The following is a 22812-nucleotide window of genomic DNA, read 5'->3' on the forward strand; positions in this document are numbered from 1 at the left end:
CCGTGGCGCCTCAGTACGTGGCGACGAGCGTGTAGAGGAATCCGATGAGCGCGCCGGCTGCCGCCGCCGCTCCGAGTCCGATGCCGATCCCGGCCGGCAGCGGCGCGTCCCGACGCGCGAGCAGACCGAAGACGATCGCGCCGACGCCGGTGAGAAGGGACAGGATGCCGATGACCAGGCTCACGAGCGACCACACCGCGTAGTTCCCGCTCCCGACCACCGCGCGCAGCGCGAACGGCTGGAACAGGGACATGGCCAGCGGGAACGCCCCGAGGATCACCGCGAGGAGCGCGAGCCCGCGCCGGGATCCGGCCGCCGGCATCGGTGCCGGGGCGGCGCCCCACGCCGGCTGGGCATAGGAGCCGGGAGCCTGCGGAGGCTGCGGCGGCTGGCCGTATTCCGGCGCCCCGTAGCCCGGGGCGCCGGAATACCCGTGCGGCGGCACGGCCGGTGAGGGCTGACCGGGCGGGGTCTGCGACGGATCCGGTGTCGACATGGACGCCTCCTCTGAACGGGTTCCACTCTAGGGCGGAGGTCGGCCCCCGACAGCCCCGGGGGCCGGCCGCCCTGGAGATCGCGGTCAGGGGAGCCGGGACGGGTCGGTGGGGATGCGGCGGTAGCCGTCTGCGCGCAGCGCGCGGATCGTCGTGACGATCCCGAGAGTGGACAGGAGTGCGGTGAGGATGAGAACGAGGGTCATGGCGAAAAAGCTACGCTCGATGCGAAACAGTCACGAGTGGCAGAAGGGACGGTGTGTGTATGATTTCTGCCATGCACACGATCGCCTGCGTCGTCCAACCCGGGTTCGCGCCGTTCGAGTTCGGCCTCGCCTGCGAGGCGTTCGGCCTCGATCGCACCGATGACGGCATCCCGATGTTCGACTTCCGCATCGTCACGCCCGATCCAGGCGTCGTGGCGAGCAACATCGGCTTCTCGATCAATGTCGAGAACGACCTCGCCTTCGCGGACGAGGCCGACCTCGTCGTGATCACGCCGATCCCGCGGGACGCGTGGGACGCGGTCGACGAGCGCGTGTGCGAGGTGGTCCGCCGCGCCGTCGCGCGCGGCGCGTGGGTGCTCACGGTGTGCAGCGGGTCGTTCGTCGTCGCGGCATCCGGGGTCCTCTCCGGCAGGCGCGCGACGACCCACTGGCGGTACGCCGAGACGATGTCGCGGATGTACCCCGACATCGACGTCGACCCGAACGTGCTCTACGTGCAGGACGGACGCATCATCACGAGCGCCGGGACGGCGGCCGGGCTGGATGCCTGCCTGCACCTGCTCCGCCTCGAACTCGGCGCCGAGATGACCAACACGATCGCGCGCCGCATGGTCGTGCCGCCACAGCGCGACGGCGGCCAGGCCCAGTTCATCGCCGCGCCTCTGCCGGTGAGTGCCTCGATGTCCCTCGCGCCGGTCACCGACTGGGTGCTCCAGAACCTCACCCTCGACCTGTCGGTCGATCAGCTCGCCGCACGTGCGCACATGTCGCCGCGCACCTTCGCGCGCCGCTTCAAGGCCGACTACGGCACGACGCCCGCCGCATGGCTCGCGCGCCAGCGGATCATCCACGCCCAGCGCCTTCTCGAGCGCACCGACCTCGGCCTCGACGCCGTCGCCTTCGAGGCCGGCTTCGGATCTGCGGCGGTGCTGCGCCAGAACTTCACCCGGATGCTCGGGCTCAGCCCCACGGCGTATCGCGCGAGATTCTCCTGCACGACGGAGGAGGCGACCTCGCGCGACGCCGCCGCATGACGCTGTCGCCGGTGCTCCCCCTTGATACCCTGCCTCGGACATTGCTAAACTTGAGCCATAACGACTCAACTTAGAGTCGATCGATTTCAGGAGAAACCATGAACGCACAGCCTCAGCCCGGGCAGGAGGAGCAGCAGAGCCCCCTCGAACAGTTCGGGATCAACCTCACCGACCGTGCCCGGCAGGGCAAGCTCGACCCGGTCATCGGTCGCGACAGCGAGATCCGCCGGGTCAGTCAGGTCCTCACCCGTCGCACGAAGAACAACCCCGTTCTCATCGGCGAGCCGGGCGTCGGCAAGACCGCCGTCGTCGAGGGGCTCGCGCAGCGCATCGTCGCGGGCGACGTCGCCGAGAGCCTCAAGAACAAGGAGCTCGTCAGCCTCGACATCTCCGCCCTCGTCGCGGGTGCGATGTACCGCGGCCAGTTCGAGGAGCGCCTCAAGAGCGTCCTCAAGGAGATCACCGAGTCCGACGGTCAGATCATCACCTTCATCGACGAGCTGCACGTGCTCATGGGGGCGGGCGGGGGCGAGGGGTCGGTCGCGGCGTCCAACATGCTCAAGCCCATGCTCGCGCGCGGCGAGCTGCGCCTGATCGGCGCGACGACGCTCGACGAGTACCGCGAGTTCATCGAGAAGGATGCCGCGCTCGAGCGTCGCTTCCAGCAGGTGTACGTCGGGGAGCCCTCGGTCGAGGACACCGTGGCGATCCTCCGCGGGCTCAAAGAGCGCTACGAGGCGCACCACAAGGTCGCGATCGCCGACGGCGCGCTCGTCGCCGCGGCGGCCCTCTCGAACCGGTACATCCCGTCGCGCCAGCTGCCCGACAAGGCCATCGACCTCATCGACGAAGCCGCGTCGCGCCTGCGCATGGAGATCGACTCGGCGCCGCTCGAGATCGACGAGCTGCGCCGCCACGTCGACCGGCTGCGCCTCGAGGAGCTCGCGCTGAAGCGCGAGAAGGATGCCGCGTCGAAGGAGCGCCTGGCGACCCTCCGCGAGACGCTGAAGGCCGAGCAGGCGCGCCTCGACGAGCTGCAGGCGCGCTGGGAGCGCGAGCGCGCCTCCCTCAACGCGGTCGGCGACCTCAAGACCCGGCTCGACCAGGCCCGCATCGAAGCCGAGCGCGCGCAGCGCGAGGGCAACCTCGAGAAGGCCTCCCGGCTGTACTACGCCGAGATCCCCGCACTCGAGCGCCAGGTCGCGCAGGCGGAGTCCGCCGAGGCGGCCGAAGGCGAGCGGATGGTGAACGACCAGGTCACCGACGAGGACATCGCCTCGGTGATCGCGGCGTGGACCGGCATCCCCGTCGGCAGGCTCCTGCAGGGCGAGAGCGAGAAGCTCGTCCACCTCGAGTCCGTGCTCGGGGGGCGCCTGATCGGGCAGAAGGATGCCGTGAAGGCGGTCTCCGACGCGGTGCGCCGCTCGCGCGCGGGCATCAGCGACCCGAATCGGCCCACCGGTTCGTTCCTCTTCCTGGGCCCGACCGGCGTCGGCAAGACCGAGCTGGCCAAGGCGCTCGCGGACTTCCTCTTCGACGACGAGCGCGCCATGGTCCGCATCGACATGAGCGAGTACGGCGAGAAGCACTCCGTCGCGCGGCTCGTCGGGGCCCCTCCGGGGTACGTCGGCTACGAGCAGGGCGGCCAGCTCACTGAAGCCGTGCGGCGACGCCCGTATTCGGTCGTACTCCTCGACGAGGTGGAGAAGGCCCACCCCGAGGTCTTCGACATCCTCCTGCAGGTGCTCGATGACGGCCGGCTCACCGACGGCCAGGGCAGGACGGTCGACTTCACGAACACCATCCTGATCCTCACCTCGAACCTCGGCTCGCCGATCCTGATCGATCCGACGCTGACGCTCGACCAGAAGCGCGAGCAGGTCATGGCGCTGGTGCGTCAGGCGTTCCGGCCCGAGTTCCTGAACCGGCTCGATGACGTCGTGATGTTCCAGGCCCTCAGCGAGGACGACCTCGCGCAGATCGTCGAGCTGACCGTCGACGCCCTGCAGCGGCGCCTGCGCGAGCGCCGGCTGACCCTCGCCGTGACCCCGGATGCCCGGGCGTGGCTCGCCGAACGCGGCTACGATCCGATCTTCGGGGCGCGGCCGCTCCGCCGCCTCATCCAGTCCGAGATTCAGGATCGCCTCGCGATGGCGCTCCTCTCGGGCGGAGTCCGCGACGGGGACCTCGTGCGGGTCGACGTCGCCGCCGACGGCTCGAGTCTCGTGCTCACGAGCGCGGGCGCCTCACCCGAGACGGTCGCCGCGGAGAACGCGGCGGCCTCCGACGACGACGTCATCGAGGCGGAGCTGCTCGACGACTGACCCGAGTCGGGCGCGACGGGGCCGCGCGTGAGGCCCGAACGGGGCGCGCCCTCACGCGGCGACGCTGACGCCGGCGACGGCGAGCTGGACGGCGAGGACCAGCGCCGCGAGCATCACGAGGCGGAAGACCGTGCGGTCGGGTCGCCGGACGGCGCGCACGAGACCCGCGGTCGCGATCGCCAGCACGATGACGAGCCCGGCCGTGACGACCGGCGCGATCCCCGCCGGTCCCGCGCCCGCAGATCCGGGCACGACGGAACCGACGGCCACCGCGATCGCTCCGGCCGCGACGGCGACGAAGGCGACGACGGCGCTCGTCCGCGGTCCGAGGCGGTGCGGCAGTCCGCGGATCCCCGTCGCGGCATCGTCGTCGAGGTCGGGGAGCACGTTGGAGAAGTGGACGGCCACGCCGAGCATCGCCCCGGCGGCGGACGCCCACAGGGTGGCGGGCAGCGGATCGGCGCGCGCCAGCGTCGCCAGCGACGGGAACAGGCCGAAGCTGATCGCGAAGGGCAGGGCGGATGCCGCGGTCCGCTTGAGCCACGCGTTGTAGCTCCACGCGGAGGCGAGCGCCACGACGTGGACGCCGAGGAACGCCGGACCGAGCACCGCGGACATCCCGAGCGCGACGACGAGCGCGACGGAGGCGGCCACCCCCACGGCGCGTGCGCTGATCTCCCCGCGCGCGATCGGCTTGTCGGCGCGTCCGACCGCGGCATCCCTGCGCGCATCGATCGCATCGTTGGACCAGCCGACCGACAGCTGTCCCGCGAAGACGGCGCCCCCGAGGAGCGCCAGGCGTGCGGCGTCGAGCCCCGCCGACACGCCGAGGACCACCGCGAGGACCGTCACCACCACGGTCGGACCGGGATGACTCGAGCGCCACAGCGCCGGCAGCGTGGACAGCGTCCGAAGCGCCCGCGGGGTCACCAGGTCACCGGGCCCTGCGGAACGCGGGGGCGCGGCGTCGCGAACATCCGCGTCGACGGGTCGAACCCCATCGAGTACGCGTGCGCGAGCAGGGCCCCGGCGGGCGTCGCGAGCGCGGCCCGCACCCCGAGCGCGCCGGCCGAGCGCGCCGGCCGCCCCAGCGCCGTGTTCACGGCGGCGATCGCTCCCGCACGGTCGGCCGCCCGCAGCCGCACGCGCTCCCAGACCGTGAGCGCCGCGAGCGCTGCCCCGGCCGCGTCGGCATCGCCGTCGGTGCGGATCCATCGGGCGAGGAGGGGCGCGAGGGTCACGGCGTCGATGAGACCGAGGTTCATCCCCTGTCCTCCGATCGGGCTGACCTCGTGCGCCGTGTCGCCGATCGCGATGACGCGGTCCGCACGCAGCGCGGAGAGCCGCGAGCGCGCGACCCCGAATGCGGTGGCATCCGTCACGGCGGAGGCGGCGGCATCCGATCCGGTCCGCACGGCGACGGCGCGTCGCAGACGCGCGGTACGGCCGTCGTCGTCATCGGCGGGAGGCATCCAGGCGACGTACCGGCGTCGGGAGCCGGGGAGCGGGAAGGACTCGAGGACCCCGTCCGGGTCGAGGTGGACGACGGCGCGGTCGCCGTCGTCGCCGAGGTCAGCGGCGTCGGTCATGAGGTAGCGGTCGGAGTAGCGCCGGGTGCGGATGCGGAACCGGTCGCCCGGCAGCAGCGTGCGCGAGCGCAGGCCGCCCGCGACCACGACGATCCGCGCCTCCCACGCCTGCGCCGCTCCGTCCATCCCATCGCGGACGTGACCGCGCACCTCCACGCGGTCCTCGCGCGGGAGGAGCGCCTCCACCGCCGCCCCGCGCTGCACCGCGGGGGCGCCCCACGCCGCCGCGGTCGCCGCGAGCGCCGCCTCCGTCGCGGACTGGGGGAGCGTCGCGACGTACGGATGCCGCGTGCGCAGCCGGTCGAACCGGACGAGCCCGAGCGAGCTCCCGCGGCGCCGTGCCTCACCGACGCGGACCCGCCGCGCACCCGCGAGGAGCCGGTCCGTCGCGCCGGATGCCTCCATGGCCGCGAGCGCCGCCCCGTGCACGCCCACCGCGCGCGAGCCGCCGCCGGGTTCGGCCCGCCGCTCGAGCATGACCGTCGGGACGCCGAGCCGGGCGAGCTCTGCCCCCAGGAGGACGCCCACGGGGCCCGCGCCGACGATGAGGACGTCGGCGATCCGGCCCCCTGCGCGGCTCACAGGGCTCACGGTGACACCTCGAAGGTCGCGAGCAGGCGGAAGGGCGCGGGCCGCTCGACGCGCCAGCCGGGGGGCAGGCGGGCGGCGAGCTCATCCGGACGCCAGCTGCGCCGGATCGAGCGGAGCCCGTCGGTGCGCAGGAAGCTCCCCGGGGCGAGCGGGGTGATGCCGATCGCGTAGGCCGCGTAGGCCGCCCGCGAGCGAGAGATGTCGGAGTGGAGCACGAGGCCCCGCGAGAGGGCGGCCGAGTCGGCGAGAAAGGCGGGGAGCTCGGCGGCGGTCAGGTGGTGGAGCACGTGGCTGGAGATCACGAGGTCGAACGCGCCGCCGCCCGCGCCCTGCTCGGCGACGAGGTCGCTGCTGTGGGCTCGGCGCAGCTCGATCGCCGGCGTCGCACCGCGGCCACCGCCCTGGTCGTCGTGCCGGATGCCGCGCCGGGCGACGGCGAGCGACCGCTCGTCGGGGTCGATGCCGACCGCACGCACCGCGATGCCGTCGCGCCGTGCGAGCGCCACGAGTCGCCGCAGCACATCGCCACCGCCGCACCCGATATCGAGCACGGAGATCTCGCCGCGGGCGATGGCCAGCGGGCGGATCCGACGTCGGTAGACCGCGCCCCACCCGGACACGAGTCGGTTCACGAGCCCGAAGCGCTCGAGCGTGCGGCGGAGGCGCACGGGATCGCACTCAGGGTCGTCCATCAGTTCGCGCAGCTCGTCGTCGCGCGCGTCCAGTCCGCTCATCGCGCGGCGACGGCGCCGACCGGCTCCCGCGCGAGCGTGGCATCCGACGTCCCGGCACGGATGGTCATCCGCGCGGACTCGACGGTGAGCCCGGGGGCGAAGGCCACGGCGACGAGCGGGGCGCCCTCGGCGGCGTCCGCGTCGTCGAGCAGTCGCTGGAGGATGAAGAGGATCGTCGCCGACGACATGTTGCCGTACCGGCGCAGCACGTCGCGCGAGGGCGCGAGCGCCTGCGCGTCGAGGCCGCACGCGGCCTCGACGCGGTCGAGGATGCTGCGGCCGCCCGGGTGCACGGCCCACCGCGCGCGGAGCGTGCCCGCCGCCGCGTCGCCGACGGTTCCCGCCGCGTCGCCCTCGTCGCCCCCGCCGCCGAGCAGATCGCCCGCGACCGGCCCCAGCGCTGCCCGTACCTCGCGACCGACCACCCGCGGGACCTCCGCGGTGAGCGTCATCTCGAAGCCCTCGTCGCCGATCGTCCACCCCATCGCCGCCTCGCCGTCCTCCGTGATGGCGGTCGCGAACCGGTCGAGGTCGAGCCGTCGGCGCCCGCCGGCCGACGCCGTCACGACGGCCGCGGCCGCACCGTCGGCGAACACCGCGGACGAGACGATCTGGTCGGGATCGCTCGAGGCGCGCAGGTGGATCGTGCAGATCTCACCGCACACGACGAGCACGACGGCGCTCGGGTCCGCGGCGCAGATGCGCGCGGCGGACCGGAGCGCGGGGACGGCCGCCGCGCAGCCGAGGAATCCGAGGTGCTCGCGGGACACCGTGGTCGCGAGGCCGAGATCGCGGACGAGGCGGAACTCCGGTCCCGGTGCGAAGAAGCCCGTGCAGGAGGCGGTGACGACGTGGGTGATCTCCGCGGCATCCACCTGCGCGCGGGAGAGTGCATCCCGCGCCGCCGCGGCGAACAGCGCCGGCGCCTCGCGAACGTAGACACTGTTGCGGACGCCGGTTCCCGGTGAGAGGATGCGGCGTCCGTCCGGGTCGATGAAAGCGGATGCCTGACCGGCTGCGGCGACCGGAGCATCGCCCGCGGGGGCGGCGAGCTCCGGGAGGACGCTGTGGCGTTCGTCGATCGCAGACTGGTCGAAGGCGGCCGCGACGAGGCGCCGCGTCAGGCGGTCCGCGCCCGGCTGGCCCGCGAAGAGGTCGCGCACCGCGTCCTGCGGCAGGCGGGTGGTCGGCACTGCCGTGCCGATTCCGATGATGGATGCCGGCGAGGGGGAGAATCCGCTCATCTGCGCAGGCTACCCGGCGCCCCGCCTCGGCGTCAGCCGGTTGTCAGGGGCGCCGGGATATGCAGTGGCGCCGTGAACGGGGCGCCGCTGCACATCCCTCGACGGTGCCTCAGGCGTCGACGACCAGCGACTCCGCGATCGGGCGGCGGGTGCGGGGAGCGAGCTCGCGCTCACGCAGCGCCTCCGGGGCGGCGGCGGTGTCGCCGAGGGCGCCCACGGCCATGACCGTCACCGCGGCGAGGTTCTCGCCGAAGCCGAACGCGGTGCCGATGGCGGAGCGGTCGAAGCCGCCCATCTGATGGGTGTACAGGCCCGAGGCGTGCGCCTGCACCGTGAAGTGCGCGGCGGCCTGGCCGGTGTCGTACGCGGCCCAGGGGAGCGGCTTGCCGTCGAGGCTGGCAGACGCGGCGAAGACGATGAGCGCCCCGGCATCCGCGGCCCAGGACTGGTTGAAGCCCATGAGCGCGTCGACGATCTGCGCGTGCTGGGCGGTGCCGCGTCGCGCCACGGCGAAGCGCCACGGCTGGGTGTTGTTCGCCGAGGGCGCCCAACGGGCCGCTTCGAGGGCACTGGCGAGCGCCGCCTCGTCGATGGGGGTGGACGGGTCGAAGATGCGCGTGCTCCAGCGCTCGGCGAGCACATCGAGAATGGGGGCATCTGTCATGGCGGGGCTCATGGCGTCTCCTCTGAGGGTGGTCGTGGATCGGTCGGGACGCCATCGGCCCGATCCATGCAACGGTATGCGGTTCTCGTTTGTTCCCAGCGCGGATGCCGGCGTGGAATACGTTGGCATCATGACCTCGAATCCGACCTCGATCCCGGCCTCGGAGGCGATCGCGACCGCCGACCTCTACGACGAGCGCGGCGACGAGCTCGACTCCCTCGCGCTGCAGCTGCACGACATCGGCGGCCGGGTGGCCTTCCACGGGCCGATCCGGACGATCCGCTGCCACCGCGACAACGCACTCGTCAAAGCGACCCTCGCCACCCCCGGGGGCGGCGCCGTGCTCGTCGTGGACGGCGGCGGATCGCTCGAGTCGGCTCTCGTCGGCGATCTCATCGCCGCGTCGGCCGTCGAGAACGGCTGGGCGGGGATCATCGTCCACGGCGCGATCCGCGACCGCGAGGCCATCGGCGCCCTGCCGCTCGGCGTCAAGGCGCTCGGCTCGAACCCGCGCAAGAGCGCGAAGGAGGGCCGGGGGGAACAGGATGTCACCCTCGAGATCGCCGGCGTCGCCTTCCGGCCGGGTGCCCACGTCTGGGCGGATGGCGACGGCATCCTCGTCGAGCGGTGACCCGCGCCTGCCCCCGCCTCTTGCGCCCCGGCGCGCACTGGGCGAATCTGGCACCGGCCGACTTCCACGAAAGGAGCGCACCATGATCACGATCGACAGCGCCTTCTCCGGTTTCTCCGTCGATGACGTCCCGGCGGCGGAGCAGTTCTACCGCGACGCGCTCGGGCTCGACGTGCAGGTGAACGCCATGGGGATCCTGGAGATCACGCTCCCGGGCGGCGGGCATGCGATCGCGTACCCGAAGCGCGACCACGTCCCCGCGTCGTTCACGATCCTGAACCTCGCCGTGTCCGACATCGACGCCGCCGTCGACGAGCTGAACGCGGCGGGGGTCGTCACGAAGATCTACGACGATCCCGACTTCGGCACCGACGCGCGGGGGGTCTCCCGCGGCCGCGGGCCCGATATCGCGTGGTTCCGCGACCCGGCCGGCAACGTGCTGTCGGTCATCGTCGCCGACGCGGGCTGACGGGGGAGGGCGGATGCCGCTGATCTTCCTCTGCGGGTTCGTCGCGATCGCACTGTGGTCGCTCGTCGAGCACCGGTTCGCGCGCTACGGCGTCGCGGGGCCGGCGGCGCTGACCCTCGCCGGCGCCGCCCTGGTGTTCATCGATGTGACGGGGTTCTCGGACGCTCTCGCCGCGGACGGCTCCGAGCACGTCGTCGAACTCATCCTCGCCGTCCTCCTCTTCGTGGATGCGTGCGAGGTCCGAGGCGGCGTCTTCGGCGGCGAGGGGCGCACCATCGCCCGCCTCGTGCTCATCGCGCTGCCGCTCTCCCTCATCGCGGTCGTCCTCGGCGGGGTGTGGCTCCTGCCGCAGCTGAACGTCGTGATCCTCCTCGTCGTCGCGTGCGTGGTCATGCCCACCGACTTCTCGCCGGCGGCCACACTGCTGCGCTCGCCGCGGATCCCGCCACGGCTGCGGCAGATCCTCAACATCGAGAGCGGCTACAACGACGGCCTGGTCTCGCCCATCTTCGGGATGGCTCTCGCCGCCGCCGTCGCGCTGCCGGCCCTCCTCGCGGCGGCGGACGCCGACACGATCAGCGCCGAGACCGAGGCGCAGCTGGAGGAGAACGCGACCGAGTTCCTCGCCGCGTTCTTCGGCGCGGTGCCCGCGACCCTCGTCGCGATCATCGTGGGCGTCGTCTGCGGCGGAGCGTTCGGCTTCCTCGTCCGGATCGCCGTCCGCCGGGGATGGGCCGCGCCGGAGGGCATCCGCTACGTCATGCTGATCGTGCCGCTGCTCGCCTACGGCGTCGCCACGATCAGCTCGCTCGCGGCCAACGGATTCGTCGCCGCGTTCGTCGCGGGCATCCTCTACCGCCTCATGCGCACCCGCGGCGAAGCCGAACACACCATCCCGCACAGCGAGGTCCTGCTGGTCGAGGAGGCGGGGACCCTCGCCGCGAACGTCGTGTGGTTCGTCCTCGGGGCGATGACCGTCGTCGTGGTGATGGAGGGCTTCGACCCGCGTCTGCTTCTGCTCGCGGCACTCGCCCTGACGGTGTTCCGCGTCGTTCCGGTGCTCCTCTCGATGCTCGGATCGCCGGTGCCGTGGGGCGATCGGGCCCTCATCGGGCTCATCGGGCCCCGCGGCACCGCGACGATCGTGTTCGGGCTGCTCGCGTTCAACAAGCTCCCCGGCACCGAGGCGTTCGACGTGCTGGCGGTCATGGTGTTCACGGTGGTCGGAAGCATCCTGATCCACGGCGTGATCACGCCGCAGCTGCTGGCGCGCGGGCCGCTCAGCCGCGCAGCGCCTCCCGCAGCTTCACCCGTGCTCCCATCCGCAGCAGCGAGTTCTCGTAGATCTTCGCGCCCAGCCAGATCGCAGCGACGCAGGTGACGGCGAGGATGCCGAGGGACAGCAGCGGCTCCCACCACTGAGCCTCCCCGATGAACATCCGCATCGGCATCCCCACCGGCGCGGAGAACGGCACGTAGGACATGATGCCGAGCACCAGGGGGTTGTCGTTGAAGAAGATGACGAGGAAGTACGGGATCATGATCAGGTAGATCAGCGGCGCGGTGGTGGCGCCGATGTCCTCCTGACGCGAGACCATCGCGGCCGCCGCGGCGAAAAGGGATGCCAGGAGCACGAAGCCGAACAGGAAGAAGACGGCGAACCACGCCAGTGGTGCGCCGATGACCTGCAGCACCTCGCCCTGACCGGTGACGGTGAGTCCCACCACGGCGATCGCCGCCAGCACGAGGATCTGGCCCATCGCGAGGATCGTGTTGCCGAGCACCTTTCCGGCCAGGAGCGCGCGCACCGGGATCGCGGAGATCAGCAGCTCCACGACGCGGGTCTGCTTCTCCTCCACGACGCTCTGAGCGATCGTCGTGCCGAACAGCTGCGCCGACAGCAGGAAGATGATGCCGAGTCCGATGGCGACGAAGTAGCGCAGAGCCGGGTCGGTGGACGAGGGGTTCAGCAGCTCGACCGACGGCGTCTGGGCGAAGGTCATGAGCAGCGAGCTCGACACGCTGTCGTTCCCGACGAGCGCGAAGCCGGTCGGTGAGGACGGGTCGGCGACGACGGCGGCTTTCACGTCGCCCGAGGCCACGAGCGCATCCGCGGCGGTCCGGTCGGCGGCCTCGGTCACGTCGAGGTTGGGGATGCCCTGCACGTACTGCTGGGCATCCGCCGTCACCGCGATGCTCGTCGTCGAGACCGTCTTGGCCTGGAAGCCCGCCCAGACGACGAGGGCGAGCGCCCCGATGAAGAGGATCGCGAAGGAGATGAGGAACGCCTTGCTCCGCAGCTTCGAGGCGAGTTCGCGCTCGGCGACGAGCCAGGTGCTCTGCGCGAAGCTCGGCGCGGCGGGGGCCGCGGATGCCGCGGTGCGCGGGGTGGGAGAGGCGGGGGCTGTCGTGGTCACTGGATGACCTCCTTGAAGATCTCGGCGAGCGAGGGATGCTGGGGGGTGAAGCCGCGGACGGCTCCGGCCGCGAGGGCCCGCTGGAGGACGCGCTGCGCGGTCTCGTCGGTGTCGGTCCCGAACATCGCGTAGCCGCCGTCGAAGTCGGCGATCTCGACACCGGGCTCGTCGCGCAGCCACCCGAGGTCGGCGTCCGAGACGAGCTCGAACCGGCGGTGGGCGTGCTGGGCGCGCAGCTCGTCACGCGTGCCGGCGGCGCGGATCCGACCGCCCGAGATGATGACGAGCTCGTCGCAGAGCCGCTCGACGACGTCGAGCTGGTGCGAGGAGAACAGGACGGCGCCCCCGGCGGCGGCGCGTTCGGCCAGCACGCCGGCGACGACCTCGACAGCGAGGGGATCCAGGCCCGAGAACGGCTCGTCGAGGATGAGCACCTCCGGGTCGTGCACGAGGGCCGCCGCGATCTGGGCGCGCTGCTGGTTGCCGAGCGAGAGCGTCTCCACGTTGTCGCCGAGGCGTTCGCCGAGCCCCAGCCGCTCGAGGATCGCGTGGGCGCGGGTTCCGGCATCCGCCGAGGAGAACCCGTGCAGACGCGCGAGGTAGACGATGTGCTCCAGCACCTTCATCTTCGGGTAGAGGCCGCGCTCCTCGGGCATGTACCCGAACAGGCGCCGGTCGGCCGCTTTCAGGGGCGTCCCGGCGAGGGTGACCGATCCGGCATCGCGCGACAGGAGGCCGAGGATGATGCGCATCGTCGTCGTCTTGCCCGCGCCGTTGCCGCCGACGAAGCCGGTCATGCGCCCGGGGCGGACGGTGAACGACACGTCGTCGAGCACGCGGTGGGTGCCATAGCTCTTGGTGATTCCGCTCAGTTCCAACATACGAGCGACGCTACGGGCCGCCGTCGCGGGGGACCTCCCCCGTGAGGCGGAACTTCGCGCTCCGCGCGCGTCCCCTCCTCCCCTCCCCGGGGGAGGACCCCTGCCGCCGAGTGTCCACGACACGCGGAGTCCGAGGCCCCGGGGTCCGCGTGTCCTGGACACTCGGCGGGGCGACGGGGCGCGGGGCGACGGGGCGACGGGCGGGGCGGCGGGCGGGCGCGGGGTCGGGGTCAGGCGAGGCCGTGGCGATGGGCGTAGACGACCGCGGCGACGCGGTCGCGGGCACCGAGCTTCTGCAGCACGTTGGAGACGTGGGTCTTCACGGTCGCCTCGCCGATGTACAGCTCCGCGGCGATCTCCGCGTTGCTGCGCGCGTCGGCGAGCAGGCGCAGCACGTCGCGCTCGCGCTCGGTCAGGGTGGTGAGGAGCGCCGGGTCGAGGCGCGCAGGCGTGCTCGTGCCCGTGCCGGTGCGGGGTGCGTCCGCAGGCGCCGCATCGGCGCCACCGGATGCCGCGAACCGCTCGATCACGCGGCGGGTCACCGTCGGGGAGAGCAGCGCGTCGCCGGCCGCGGCGACCCGCACCGCCTCGACGAGCTGCTCCGGGCCCGCGTTCTTCAGCAGAAAGCCGCTCGCGCCCGCCTCGAGGGACTGGAAGAGGTAGTCATCGCGGTCGAAGGTCGTCACGATCACGATCGCCGCGCGCACCGCGGGGTCGGCGATCAGCCGACGGGTCGCCTCGAGGCCGTCCATGTCCGGCATCTGGACATCCATGCAGATGACGTCGGGTCGGAGTTCGGATGCCGCGCTCAGCGCCTGGGTCCCGGTGGCGGCCTCGCCCACGACGACGAGGTCGGGAGCCGACTCGAGGATCATCCGGAAGCCGGCCCGCATCACCGCGTGGTCGTCGACGAGGAGCACCCGCACCGGGGCGCTCATGCGCGGACCCGCTCGTGCAGGCGGGCGTCATCCGTCGGCACGCGCAGCCGCACCCGGAAGCCGCCGCGCGGACGGGGCCCCGCCTCGAGCGCGCCGCCCGATGCGGCCGCGCGCTCGCGCATCCCGACCAACCCGAGGCCCGGCCGCCCTGCGACGGCGGTCCGCCCCGTGTTCGTCACCTCGACCTCGACCGCGTCGGCGTCGAAGCGCAGACGCACGTCGGCCGAGGCGCCCGGCCCGCCGTGCCGCCGTGCATTGGTGAGCGCCTCCTGCGTGATGCGGTACAGGTTCACCTCCACGAGCTCGGGAAGATCGCGCGGCTCTCCGACCAGCGTGTAGGTGGTCGGCAGTCCATTCGCCTCGGCATGCGCCACGAGCCCGGGCAGCGCACTCAGGTGAAGGGTCGAATCCTCCGGCGTCTCCACGCCGGGCGTGCGCAGCGTGTCCAGCAGCTGGCGGAGCTCGAGCAGGGCGTCGCGCGCCGACTGCTCGACCGCTTCCAGGCCCGCGCGTGCGGCCTGAGGATCGCGGTCGAGCACCACCCGGGTCGCGCCGGCCTGCACCCCCATCGCCGAGACGTGGTGCGCCACGACGTCGTGCAGTTCGCGCGCGATACGCACCCGATCCAGCGCCACGGCCTGCGCGGCGGTCAGCTCGCGCTCTCGCTCGAGTTCGCGCGTCCGAGACTCCAGGGCGGCGAGCGCCTTCGCCTGCGCCCACGCGCGCTCGCCGAAGAGGTAGGCGCCGCCGAAGAACGCGGCGTTCACGAGGAACTGCAGGACCATGAACGCGGCGAACGGGGAGAACAGTCCGGCGCGCGACAGCGTGCCGTCATCCCCCGTCGCCGCCTGGAAGGTCGTGATCACGAGCCAGACGAACATCGCGACGATGACCAGCACGCGCGCGAGCGTCGCGCGACGGCGGTCCGCCACCCACGCGCCGACCGTGTACATCGCGATGAACAAGCTCACGTTGCTGACGTAGACATCCGGCAGATGCAGAGAGACGCCGACGAACAGGGCGAGCGCCACGAGGACGAGGACCGTCACCGGGAAGCGGCGCCGCAGCGCCAGCGGCGCCGTCAGGGCGACCGCCCACGGCAGCGCCCAGGCGAACGGCGCCGTCTGATCGCCGTAGACGGTGGCCGTACTCCCGAGCCAGGCGCTGAGGATGGCGCCCACGAGCAGCCCGCCCGCCAACCAGGCGTCGTGGCGGAGCTGAGTGGCGGTCACGGTGCGCACCGGAGAAGGCTCGCTCATGTCTCAAAACTACGGCGAAACGGATGCCTCGACCTCCCCCGCAGGACGGAGAAGGGCCCGTCAGCGGTCGGATCCGGCATCCACGCTCAGGAAACTGACAGGTGATGGACATGTCCCGTGCACCAACCGCTCGGGTGGCATCTCTACACTCAAGCGAGTGACGAGCGCCCCCCAGCATCCCCTCCCTGTCGTTCCGCGATCCGTGGGGTGGCTGCCGGAGAGCTGGCAGGGCCCGGCCGCCCGGCTCTTCGCCCTTCGCGGCCCATTCCGCCGCCAGGCCCTCACGCCGCGCGGCCTCATGATCGGCTTCGCCGTCGTGCACGCCCTCTTCTTCCTGGCGCTCCTGCCCACGATGATCGCCGGTCAGACCCAGGGTGACCTGCCTCTGTACCGCCTGTGGGCGGAGCAGGCCAAGCTCGGCTACTGGCCCGTGCTCGACATGCCGTGGGTGTACCCGGCCGGCGCGCTCGCCCCCATCATGGGCGCGATCGCCGCGGGCGCGTACAACTACCAGCTCGGCTGGTTCGTCCTCATGGTCGCGGCGAACCTCCTCGCCGTGTTGGCCCTCACCGGCAACCTCCGCCGCCGCTCCGGCTACCCGGCCGCGTGGTACTGGCTCGCCACCGTGGTCCTCCTGGCGCCCGTCTCGATGCTCCGCCTCGAGGGCTTCGCGGCGCCGCTCGCCATCGCCGGTCTCGTCGTGCTGATGCGCCGACCGGCCGTCGCCGGAGCGCTCATCGCCGCCGCGACCTGGATCAAGGTCTGGCCCGCGGCGATCGCCGCCGCCGCGGTGACCGTGGCATCCACGCGCCTGCGGATCGTCCTCGGAGGCGTCGTCGTCAGCGCCATCATCGCGGTGACGGTCGTGCTCTACGGGGGCGGGGCCAACCTGATCAGCTTCGCGACGATCCAGGGCGACCGCGCGCTGCAGCTCGAGGCGCCGGTCGCGACGCCGTGGGTGTGGGCGACCGTCCTGGGCATCCCCGGTTCGGAGATCCAGCAGAACTACGTGCTCGCCACGCGCGAGGTCGCCGGCCCCGGTGCGCACCTCGCGGGCGAGATCGTCGGGTTGCTCATGCCGATCTCGTTCGCCGTGATCGTCGTGCTGCTGTGGCGTGCGCGCCGCCTCGCCGCCGCGCAGAACCGGCTCACCGACCAGCTGCAGCAGAAGCTCATCCTCTCGGGCAGCTTCGCCCTCACCGCGGCGCTCATCGTCTTCAACAAGGTCGGCTCGCCGCAGTACATGCTGTGGCTGACGCCGATCGTCGCGGTGGGCCTCATCGTCGCCCCCGCCGCCTGGAAGCGTGCCGCCCAGTGGATGGCTGCCGCGTGCTTCCTGACCACGCTCGTCTTCCCGATCCTGTACATGCCGCTGATCGACGGGAACCCGATCGCCGCGTTCGTTCTCCTGGCGCGCAACGCCATGGTCGTGGGACTGTTCGTGTGGTCGGTCGTCGCTCTGTGGCGGGCGGGCAGCGAGACGGTCCGCGAACGGGGGAGCGTCCTGGTCGCCGCCCCGGTCGTCGCCGTCGCTCGCGGCTGAGGCGCGCGGCTGCTCGCGGCGCGGCGGAGTGCTTTCGTCGCGAGCGGCGTTCCGGAGGAGATCGGCATTCGGGAGGATGCCGCAGCGCTTCCGCGTCCTCCCGAGTGCCGAACTCCTTCCGAATGCCGGCGCCCGGCGTCCCGGGCCGAAGGCCCCCAGCCCGCAGGCCCCCAGGCTGAGGACGCCAGACTCGGGGCTACCAGATCATCGGGCGGTCGTCATCGTCCGGAGCGGCGAGGTCGAGGTCCACGGCGACCGGGACGTGGTCGCTCGGGATCTCGCCCTTCCGCTCGTCGCGGTGGATGGATGCCGCGACGACGGCGTCGGCGAACGCGTGTGACCCGAGGATGAAGTCGATGCGCATGCCCTCATTGCGAGGGAAGCGCAGCTGCTTGTAGTCCCAGTAGGTGTAGCCGGTGGGGATGAGCGGGCGGACGGTGTCGGTGAGCCCGGCATCCAGCAGCGCCCGGAACGCCTCGCGCTCGGGGGGCGAGACGTGGGTCGTCGCGCCCTCGACGACGGTCGGGTCGCCGTTGTCCGCGTCGGTCGGGGCGATGTTGAAGTCGCCCGTGAAGGCGAGGGCACGGTCGGGGTCGGCGGCGAGGGCGTCCGCGGCGTAGCCGCGCAGCGCCTCGAGCCAGTCGAGCTTGTAGCGGTAGTGCGGGTCGTCGAGTCCGCGCCCGTTCGGGACGTACAGGCTCCACAGCTCGAGCCCGCCGATCGTGGCTCCGATCGCGCGGGCCTCGAGCGGCGCGTCGGGGCCCTCGTGTCCTTTCGCGAAGCCCGGCATCCCGGGGAACCCGACCTGCAGGTCCTCGATGGGCTCGCGGCTCGCGATCGCAACGCCGTTCCACTGGTTGAGTCCGTGGGCCTCGACGGTGTACCCGGCGGCCTCGAACTCGGCGTAGGGGAACTGCTCCGGCTTGCACTTGATCTCCTGCATGAGGAGGACGTCGACGTCTTCCCGCACGCAGAACTCGACGGTGCGGACGACCCGGGCACGGATCGAGTTGACGTTCCACGTGGCGATGCGCATGGCATCCAGCGTATTCGCCGATGCGGACACGATCGTCCTCGCGCGAGCGGTTTGTCCCGGTCGGACGCCGAGGTCGGGCACTGCCGTCGGCGTAGATTCGCCGGCATGGACAAGGCTCCGCGTGGCATCCGCGTCGGTCTGATCGTCCTCGGCTGGTTTCAGCTGGCCTCGTGCCTGATCGGCGCCGTCATGGGTGTGTTCCTCGACGGCGCGGGCGTGCCGCACGAGTGGCTGGAGGGGACGCCGTTCGGCTCGTTCGTCGTGCCGGGCCTGATCCTGGGCATCGTCGTCGGCGGCGCGCAGGCGCTCGCCCTCGCGGCCACATCCGCGCGGTTGCGCGTGGCGCGAGGGGTGCACGCCGCGGCGGGTCTCGTCATGATGACCTGGATCTTCGTCGAGATCGCCGTCCTCCTGGTGTGGTCGCCGCTCCAGGGCCTCTACTTCGCCACGGGGCTCGCTCAGGTCACCCTCGCGGTGCTCGCGCTCGGCGCGTGGCCGCGGCCGTTCCTCGCGCGCGACCCGTCCTGACCGCGCGGCGCCGCGCGCGCGAATCAGAGCGCCGAGATGATGTCCTCGACGCGCTGCTTGGCATCGCCGAAGAGCATCTGCGTGTTGTCGCGGAAGAAGAGCGGGTTCTGCACGCCCGCGTAGCCGGAGGCCATCGACCGCTTGAACACGACGACGTTGCGTGCGTCCCACACATGCAGCACGGGCATCCCGGCGATGGGCGATCCCGGATCCTCTGCGGCGGCGGGGTTGACGGTGTCGTTCGCGCCGATGACGAGGACGACGTCGGTGCCCGCGAAGTCATCGTTGATCTCGTCGAGCTCGAGCACGATGTCGTACGGCACCTTCGCCTCGGCGAGCAGCACGTTCATGTGTCCGGGCAGGCGCCCGGCGACGGGGTGGATGCCGAAGCGCACCTCCACGCCGCGCTCGCGCAGCCTGCTCGTCAGGTCCGCGACGGGGTACTGCGCCTGCGCGACCGCCATCCCGTACCCGGGGGTGATGATCACGGAGGAGGCATCCCGGAGAAGATCGGCGACCGAGCCGGCATCCGTCTCGTGCGCCTCGCCCTCCTCCTCGGCATCGCCGCGCGGCGGGGCGATGCCGAAGCCTCCAGCGATGACGGACAGGAACGACCGGTTCATCGCCTTGCACATGATGTACGAGAGGTACGCGCCCGACGAGCCGACGAGGGCCCCCGTCACGATGAGCAGATCGTTGTTCAGGAGGAATCCGGCCGCCGCCGCCGCCCATCCCGAGTAGCTGTTGAGCATCGAGACCACGACGGGCATGTCGCCGCCGCCGATGGATGCCACCAGGTGCCACCCGAGCGCGAGCGCGAGCGCGGTCACCGCCACGAGCAGCCAGATCGACGGGGTGAGGACGTACCAGACGGTGAGGACGATGAACAGGCCGAGCGCGCCGATGTTGATCGCATTCTTGCCGGGGAGCATCAGCGGCGTGGACGACATCCGCGCCGAGAGCTTGAGGAACGCGACGATCGAGCCGGTGAAGGTCACCGCGCCGATGAAGACCCCGATGAACACCTCGGCGTGGTGGATGCCCACCAGCTCGGGGGCGATCCCCTCGGCGTAGAGCGCGCCGTTCCACCCGACGAGCACGGCCGCGAGGCCGACGAACGAATGCAGCAGTGCGATGAGCTCGGGCATGCCCGTCATCTCGACGACGCGGGCGCGCCAGAGGCCGATGGCGCCGCCGATCACCACGGCGCCGACGAGGAGAACGATGCCGAGCGTCGCGCCACCCGTGAGTGAGCCCTCGGCGACGACCAGGATGACGGTCGCGATGAGGGCGATCATCATGCCCGCGATGCCGTAGACGATGCCGCGGCGCGCGGACTCCTGCTTGCTGAGACCCGCGAGAGCGAGGATGAACAGCAGAGCCGCGACGATGTATGCCGCGGTGGCGATGGACTGCGCGAGGGCCAGCCCGCCGAGATCTCCGAAGTACGCGTCGGTGTTCACTTCTGGGCGCCCTTCTGGAACATGGCGAGCATGCGGCGCGTCACCGCGAAGCCGCCGACGATGTTGATGGACGCCAGGAGCACCGCGATCGCCGCGAGCACCTGCACGAGCGGGTCCGGCACGACGATCTGACTCATCGCGCCGACGACGATGATGCCGCTGATCGCGTTCGTGATGCTCATGAGCGGGGTGTGCAGGGCGTGGGCGACCTTGCCGATGACGTAGAACCCGATCACGACCGAGAGGGTCAGCACGAGGAAGTGCTGGGGCAGCGGCGCGGGTGCGACGGCGCACAGGAGGAACAGCGCCGCGATCCCCACCGTGATGAGCGCGCTCTTCGCGCCGCGCGTGAGGGCTCGCTTCGCGGCGGGGGGAGCCCCGGCATCCGCGCCGGCGACCGGCTTCGAAGCTGCCGACACCTGCACGGGCGGCGGTGGCCACGTGACGCCGCCGCCGCGCGTCACCGTCACACCGCGCTGCACGACGTCGTTCTCATCGAGGGTGAGGGTCCCGTCCTTGGCCGGGGTGAGCAGCGCCAGGAGGTTGAGGACGTTCGTGCCGTACAGCTGAGAGGCCTGCTGAGGCAGCCGCCCGGCGAGATCGGTGTAGCCGAGGATCGTGACGCCGTTCGACGTGACGACGCGCTCGCCGGCGACCGAACCCTCGACGTTGCCGCCGCTGGCGGCGGCCATGTCGACGATGACGCTGCCCGGTCTCATCCCGGCGACATCGGCCCCGGTGATCAGGCGCGGCGCGGGGCGGCCCGGGATGAGGGCTGTCGTGATGACGATGTCGACGTCGGCCGCCTGGTCGGAGTACAGCCGTGCGGCGGCCGCGTCGTAGGCGGCGCTCGTCGCTTTCGCGTACCCGTCGGCCGAGACCTGCTTCTCCTCGTCGGGGACGACCACCTCGAGGTAAGTGCCGCCGATCGACTTCACCTGGTCGGCCACTTCGGGCCGGGGGTCGGTCGCGCGGACGATCGCGCCGAGGCTGGATGCCGCGCCGATCGCGGCGAGCCCTGCGACGCCCGCGCCCGCGACGAGCACCTTGGCAGGCGGGACCTTGCCGGCTGCGGTGACCTGTCCGGTGAAGAACCGGCCGAATTCGTTCGCGGCTTCGACGACGGCGCGGTATCCCGCGATGTTGGCCATGGAGCTGAGCACGTCCATCGACTGCGCGCGGGAGATGCGCGGGACGGCATCCATCGCGAGCGCGGTCACCCCGCGCTCCGCGAGGGCCGCGAGGAGCTCGGGACGAAGGGCCGGCGCGAGCAGGCCGATGAGGGTCTGGCCGTCGCGGAGGCGGGCGAGCTCGGCATCCGTCGGCGCGGCGATCTTCACGACCACATCGGTGGACCACGCCTCCGTGGTGTCGACGATCTCGGCACCGGCCGCGTGATACGCGTCGTCGGGGAAAGAGGAGAGTCCGCCCGCGCCGGTCTCGACGGCGACGTCGTACCCGAGGGCGATGATCTTCGCGACGGTGGTCGGGGAGGCCGCAACGCGATTCTCCCCCGGGCGCTCGCGGACGATGCCGATGCGGGCCATGGTGCTCCTTTGATCCGGTCGGGCGGAGCATCCGGGCGCACCCGGGCACCGCGCCGGGTGACGTTCCCGACTCTAGAGCGCGCTGCGGATGCCACGGGAGGAGATGTCGCGGAAAAAATCCCGGTTCTTGGCTCCGTAGACTCGGGGTCATGACCGCCGCATCCTCTCCCGAGCTCGAGGCCGAGCGCCGCGCCCTCATCGACCTCATCGCCGCCGAGGCCGTGTTCCACGGCGACTTCACGCTGTCCAGCGGCAAGAAGGCCACCTACTACGTCGACATGCGCAAGCTCACGCTCGATCACCGCGCCGCGCCCGCCATCGGCCGGCTCGTCCTCGACGCGGTACGCGACCTCGACGTGGACGCCGTCGGCGGGCTGACCCTCGGAGCCGACCCGATCGCGAACGCCGTGATGCACGCGTCGGTCGCTGCGGGCACTCCTGTCAACGCCTTCGTGGTGCGCAAGGAGCCGAAAGACCACGGTCGCGGCCGGCAGATCGAGGGTGCCGAGGTCGCGGGCATGCGGGTCGTGATCGTCGAGGACACCTCGACGACGGGCGGCTCGCCCCTGAAGGCGGCGGAGGTGGTCCGGGATGCCGGGGCCGAGGTCGTCGCCGTCGTCACCGTCGTCGATCGCAAGACCGGCGCCCAGGCCGCCGTCGAGGCCGCCGGGTTCGAATGGCGCTCGATCATCGACCTCGACGACCTCGGTCTCGCCGCGCAGTAGACCGCGGGGCCGGGCCGTCAGGCCGAGGATGCGCCGGCGCCCGAGACGTTGAACATCCAGTGGATGCCGAACTGATCGATCACCTCGCCGTACTGATCGCCCCACACCTGCGCCTCCATCGGCTGCGTCACGGCGCCGACCGCCGCGAACGCGTCGAACCATTTCTGGGCCGATGCGACGTCGTCGGTCATCACCGCGGCGTAGAGGCGGTTCTCACCCCAGGTCCCCGCGTTTCCGGCGAAGGCGTCGCTGCCCATGACCGAGAATCCCGGGCCCTTCAGCTCGGAGTGCATCACCCCGTCGGGATCATCGTTCGGGACCCCGAACTCGGCGAAGGTCGAGATCGTCAGGTCACCGCCGAACACCGCCTGATAGAAGGTCATCGCGGCGCGGGCATCGCCGTCGAACTGCAGGTAGGGCAGGAGGGAGGTGGCCATGGGGAGAGGCTACGACCCGCCCGGCCTCAGCGGAAGC

Annotated in this window: 22 protein-coding genes; 8 read left to right on the plus strand and 14 right to left on the minus strand. The window is 71.9% G+C overall.

What is annotated here, in order from left to right; translation table 11 throughout:
- Positions 1–10: 10 nt before the first annotated feature.
- Positions 11–496, minus strand: a complete 486-nt coding sequence (locus J0P97_RS08420; RefSeq protein WP_215487324.1) for a hypothetical protein — start codon at positions 494–496, stop codon at positions 11–13.
- Positions 497–771: 275 nt separating this feature from the next.
- On the opposite strand from J0P97_RS08420, the gene J0P97_RS08425 reads away from it, so the two are divergent.
- Positions 772–1755, plus strand: a complete 984-nt coding sequence (locus J0P97_RS08425) for a GlxA family transcriptional regulator (RefSeq protein WP_215487325.1) — start codon at positions 772–774, stop codon at positions 1753–1755.
- A gap of 98 nt (positions 1756–1853) precedes the next feature.
- Positions 1854–4079 carry an ATP-dependent Clp protease ATP-binding subunit gene (locus J0P97_RS08430; RefSeq protein WP_215487326.1) on the plus strand — a complete coding sequence of 742 codons (2226 nt, stop codon included), beginning with the start codon at positions 1854–1856 and terminating at the stop codon, positions 4077–4079.
- A 51-nt stretch (positions 4080–4130) separates the two neighbouring features.
- On the opposite strand, the gene J0P97_RS08435 is transcribed toward J0P97_RS08430, so the two are convergent.
- The 5 genes from J0P97_RS08435 to J0P97_RS08455 form a co-directional block, all read right to left on the minus strand.
- Positions 4131–5009, minus strand: coding sequence for a UbiA family prenyltransferase (locus J0P97_RS08435; RefSeq protein WP_308163524.1), 879 nt, complete (start codon positions 5007–5009; stop codon positions 4131–4133).
- Positions 5006–6250 (minus strand): FAD-dependent oxidoreductase, encoded by a 1245-nt coding sequence (locus tag J0P97_RS08440; protein ID WP_308163525.1) that lies wholly within the window; start codon positions 6248–6250, stop codon positions 5006–5008. Before J0P97_RS08440 ends, J0P97_RS08435 begins: the two co-directional genes overlap by 4 nt.
- A gap of 5 nt (positions 6251–6255) precedes the next feature.
- A complete protein-coding gene (locus J0P97_RS08445; protein ID WP_215487327.1) occupies positions 6256–6993 on the minus strand; it encodes a methyltransferase domain-containing protein in 738 nt (245 codons plus the stop codon).
- Complete coding sequence (locus J0P97_RS08450; protein WP_215487328.1) at positions 6990–8237, minus strand: type III polyketide synthase; 1248 nt, start codon at positions 8235–8237, stop codon at positions 6990–6992. The genes J0P97_RS08445 and J0P97_RS08450 overlap by 4 nt, the downstream gene beginning before the upstream one ends.
- A 109-nt stretch (positions 8238–8346) precedes the next feature.
- Positions 8347–8913 carry a nitroreductase family protein gene (locus J0P97_RS08455; protein WP_215487329.1) on the minus strand — a complete coding sequence of 189 codons (567 nt, stop codon included), beginning with the start codon at positions 8911–8913 and terminating at the stop codon, positions 8347–8349.
- Positions 8914–9031: 118 nt separating this feature from the next.
- On the opposite strand from J0P97_RS08455, the gene rraA reads away from it, so the two are divergent.
- The 3 genes from rraA (at position 9032) to J0P97_RS08470 (ending at position 11382) form a co-directional block, all read left to right on the plus strand.
- Entirely contained in the window at positions 9032–9532 is a 501-nt protein-coding gene (gene rraA, locus J0P97_RS08460; protein WP_215487330.1) for a ribonuclease E activity regulator RraA, read from the plus strand.
- An 82-nt stretch (positions 9533–9614) separates the two neighbouring features.
- On the plus strand, positions 9615–10001 hold the full coding sequence (locus J0P97_RS08465; RefSeq protein ID WP_215487331.1) for a VOC family protein: 387 nt from the start codon (positions 9615–9617) through the stop codon (positions 9999–10001).
- 13 nt (positions 10002–10014) lie between these two features.
- Positions 10015–11382: a cation:proton antiporter domain-containing protein gene (locus J0P97_RS08470; protein WP_215487332.1), complete on the plus strand. Its 1368-nt coding sequence runs from the start codon at positions 10015–10017 to the stop codon at positions 11380–11382.
- Here the strand turns inward: J0P97_RS08470 and J0P97_RS08475 are convergent.
- The 4 genes from J0P97_RS08475 to J0P97_RS08490 form a co-directional block, all read right to left on the minus strand.
- Positions 11282–12418, minus strand: a complete 1137-nt coding sequence (locus J0P97_RS08475; RefSeq protein ID WP_215487333.1) for an ABC transporter permease — start codon at positions 12416–12418, stop codon at positions 11282–11284. The genes J0P97_RS08470 and J0P97_RS08475 overlap by 101 nt on opposite strands.
- Complete coding sequence (locus tag J0P97_RS08480) at positions 12415–13299, minus strand: ABC transporter ATP-binding protein (protein ID WP_215487334.1); 885 nt, start codon at positions 13297–13299, stop codon at positions 12415–12417. Before J0P97_RS08480 ends, J0P97_RS08475 begins: the two co-directional genes overlap by 4 nt.
- A 230-nt stretch (positions 13300–13529) precedes the next feature.
- Positions 13530–14237, minus strand: a complete 708-nt coding sequence (locus J0P97_RS08485; RefSeq protein ID WP_215487335.1) for a response regulator — start codon at positions 14235–14237, stop codon at positions 13530–13532.
- The gene (locus J0P97_RS08490) at positions 14234–15496 is read right to left on the minus strand and encodes a sensor histidine kinase (protein WP_215487336.1); all 1263 of its coding nucleotides are present in this window, start codon (positions 15494–15496) and stop codon (positions 14234–14236) included. The genes J0P97_RS08485 and J0P97_RS08490 overlap by 4 nt, the downstream gene beginning before the upstream one ends.
- A 157-nt stretch (positions 15497–15653) precedes the next feature.
- On the opposite strand from J0P97_RS08490, the gene J0P97_RS08495 reads away from it, so the two are divergent.
- The gene (locus J0P97_RS08495; RefSeq protein WP_282838068.1) at positions 15654–17039 is read left to right on the plus strand and encodes a glycosyltransferase family protein; all 1386 of its coding nucleotides are present in this window, start codon (positions 15654–15656) and stop codon (positions 17037–17039) included.
- Between the two features lie 196 nt (positions 17040–17235).
- Here J0P97_RS08495 and J0P97_RS08500 read toward each other — a convergent pair whose 3' ends face one another.
- Positions 17236–18075, minus strand: a complete 840-nt coding sequence (locus tag J0P97_RS08500) for an exodeoxyribonuclease III (RefSeq protein ID WP_215487337.1) — start codon at positions 18073–18075, stop codon at positions 17236–17238.
- Between the two features lie 105 nt (positions 18076–18180).
- Between J0P97_RS08500 and J0P97_RS08505 the strand changes: the two genes are divergently transcribed.
- A complete protein-coding gene (locus J0P97_RS08505) occupies positions 18181–18603 on the plus strand; it encodes a hypothetical protein (protein ID WP_215487338.1) in 423 nt (140 codons plus the stop codon).
- Between the two features lie 23 nt (positions 18604–18626).
- On the opposite strand, the gene pntB is transcribed toward J0P97_RS08505, so the two are convergent.
- Positions 18627–20066: a Re/Si-specific NAD(P)(+) transhydrogenase subunit beta gene (pntB, locus tag J0P97_RS08510; protein WP_308163526.1), complete on the minus strand. Its 1440-nt coding sequence runs from the start codon at positions 20064–20066 to the stop codon at positions 18627–18629.
- The gene (locus J0P97_RS08515; RefSeq protein ID WP_215487339.1) at positions 20063–21613 is read right to left on the minus strand and encodes a Re/Si-specific NAD(P)(+) transhydrogenase subunit alpha; all 1551 of its coding nucleotides are present in this window, start codon (positions 21611–21613) and stop codon (positions 20063–20065) included. The genes pntB and J0P97_RS08515 overlap by 4 nt, the downstream gene beginning before the upstream one ends.
- Positions 21614–21762: 149 nt before the next feature.
- Between J0P97_RS08515 and pyrE the strand changes: the two genes are divergently transcribed.
- Complete coding sequence (pyrE, locus tag J0P97_RS08520; protein WP_215487340.1) at positions 21763–22338, plus strand: orotate phosphoribosyltransferase; 576 nt, start codon at positions 21763–21765, stop codon at positions 22336–22338.
- A gap of 17 nt (positions 22339–22355) precedes the next feature.
- Here the strand turns inward: pyrE and J0P97_RS08525 are convergent, their stop codons facing one another.
- Positions 22356–22775 (minus strand): VOC family protein, encoded by a 420-nt coding sequence (locus J0P97_RS08525; RefSeq protein WP_215487341.1) that lies wholly within the window; start codon positions 22773–22775, stop codon positions 22356–22358.
- Positions 22776–22812 lie beyond the last annotated feature (37 nt).

Source organism: Microbacterium flavum (genome assembly GCF_018717645.1).
Lineage (GTDB): Bacteria > Actinomycetota > Actinomycetes > Actinomycetales > Microbacteriaceae > Microbacterium > Microbacterium flavum.

Bases quoted from the DNA above. Each gene is read 5' to 3' on its own strand.
- J0P97_RS08445 (WP_215487327.1), bottom strand. From the start codon at position 6,993: ATGAGCGGACTGGACGCGCGCGACGACGAGCTGCGCGAACTGATGGAC.
- J0P97_RS08470 (WP_215487332.1), top strand. From the start codon at position 10,015: ATGCCGCTGATCTTCCTCTGCGGGTTCGTCGCGATCGCACTGTGGTCG.
- J0P97_RS08485 (WP_215487335.1), bottom strand. From the start codon at position 14,237: ATGAGCGCCCCGGTGCGGGTGCTCCTCGTCGACGACCACGCGGTGATG.
- J0P97_RS08500 (WP_215487337.1), bottom strand. From the start codon at position 18,075: ATGCGCATCGCCACGTGGAACGTCAACTCGATCCGTGCCCGGGTCGTC.
- J0P97_RS08450 (WP_215487328.1), bottom strand. From the start codon at position 8,237: ATGAGCGGATTCTCCCCCTCGCCGGCATCCATCATCGGAATCGGCACG.
- J0P97_RS08420 (WP_215487324.1), bottom strand. From the start codon at position 496: ATGTCGACACCGGATCCGTCGCAGACCCCGCCCGGTCAGCCCTCACCG.
- J0P97_RS08480 (WP_215487334.1), bottom strand. From the start codon at position 13,299: ATGTTGGAACTGAGCGGAATCACCAAGAGCTATGGCACCCACCGCGTG.
- J0P97_RS08490 (WP_215487336.1), bottom strand. From the start codon at position 15,496: ATGAGCGAGCCTTCTCCGGTGCGCACCGTGACCGCCACTCAGCTCCGC.
- J0P97_RS08465 (WP_215487331.1), top strand. From the start codon at position 9,615: ATGATCACGATCGACAGCGCCTTCTCCGGTTTCTCCGTCGATGACGTC.
- J0P97_RS08515 (WP_215487339.1), bottom strand. From the start codon at position 21,613: ATGGCCCGCATCGGCATCGTCCGCGAGCGCCCGGGGGAGAATCGCGTT.
- J0P97_RS08505 (WP_215487338.1), top strand. From the start codon at position 18,181: ATGGACAAGGCTCCGCGTGGCATCCGCGTCGGTCTGATCGTCCTCGGC.
- rraA (WP_215487330.1), top strand. From the start codon at position 9,032: ATGACCTCGAATCCGACCTCGATCCCGGCCTCGGAGGCGATCGCGACC.
- pyrE (WP_215487340.1), top strand. From the start codon at position 21,763: ATGACCGCCGCATCCTCTCCCGAGCTCGAGGCCGAGCGCCGCGCCCTC.
- J0P97_RS08425 (WP_215487325.1), top strand. From the start codon at position 772: ATGCACACGATCGCCTGCGTCGTCCAACCCGGGTTCGCGCCGTTCGAG.
- J0P97_RS08525 (WP_215487341.1), bottom strand. From the start codon at position 22,775: ATGGCCACCTCCCTCCTGCCCTACCTGCAGTTCGACGGCGATGCCCGC.
- J0P97_RS08455 (WP_215487329.1), bottom strand. From the start codon at position 8,913: ATGAGCCCCGCCATGACAGATGCCCCCATTCTCGATGTGCTCGCCGAG.
- J0P97_RS08430 (WP_215487326.1), top strand. From the start codon at position 1,854: ATGAACGCACAGCCTCAGCCCGGGCAGGAGGAGCAGCAGAGCCCCCTC.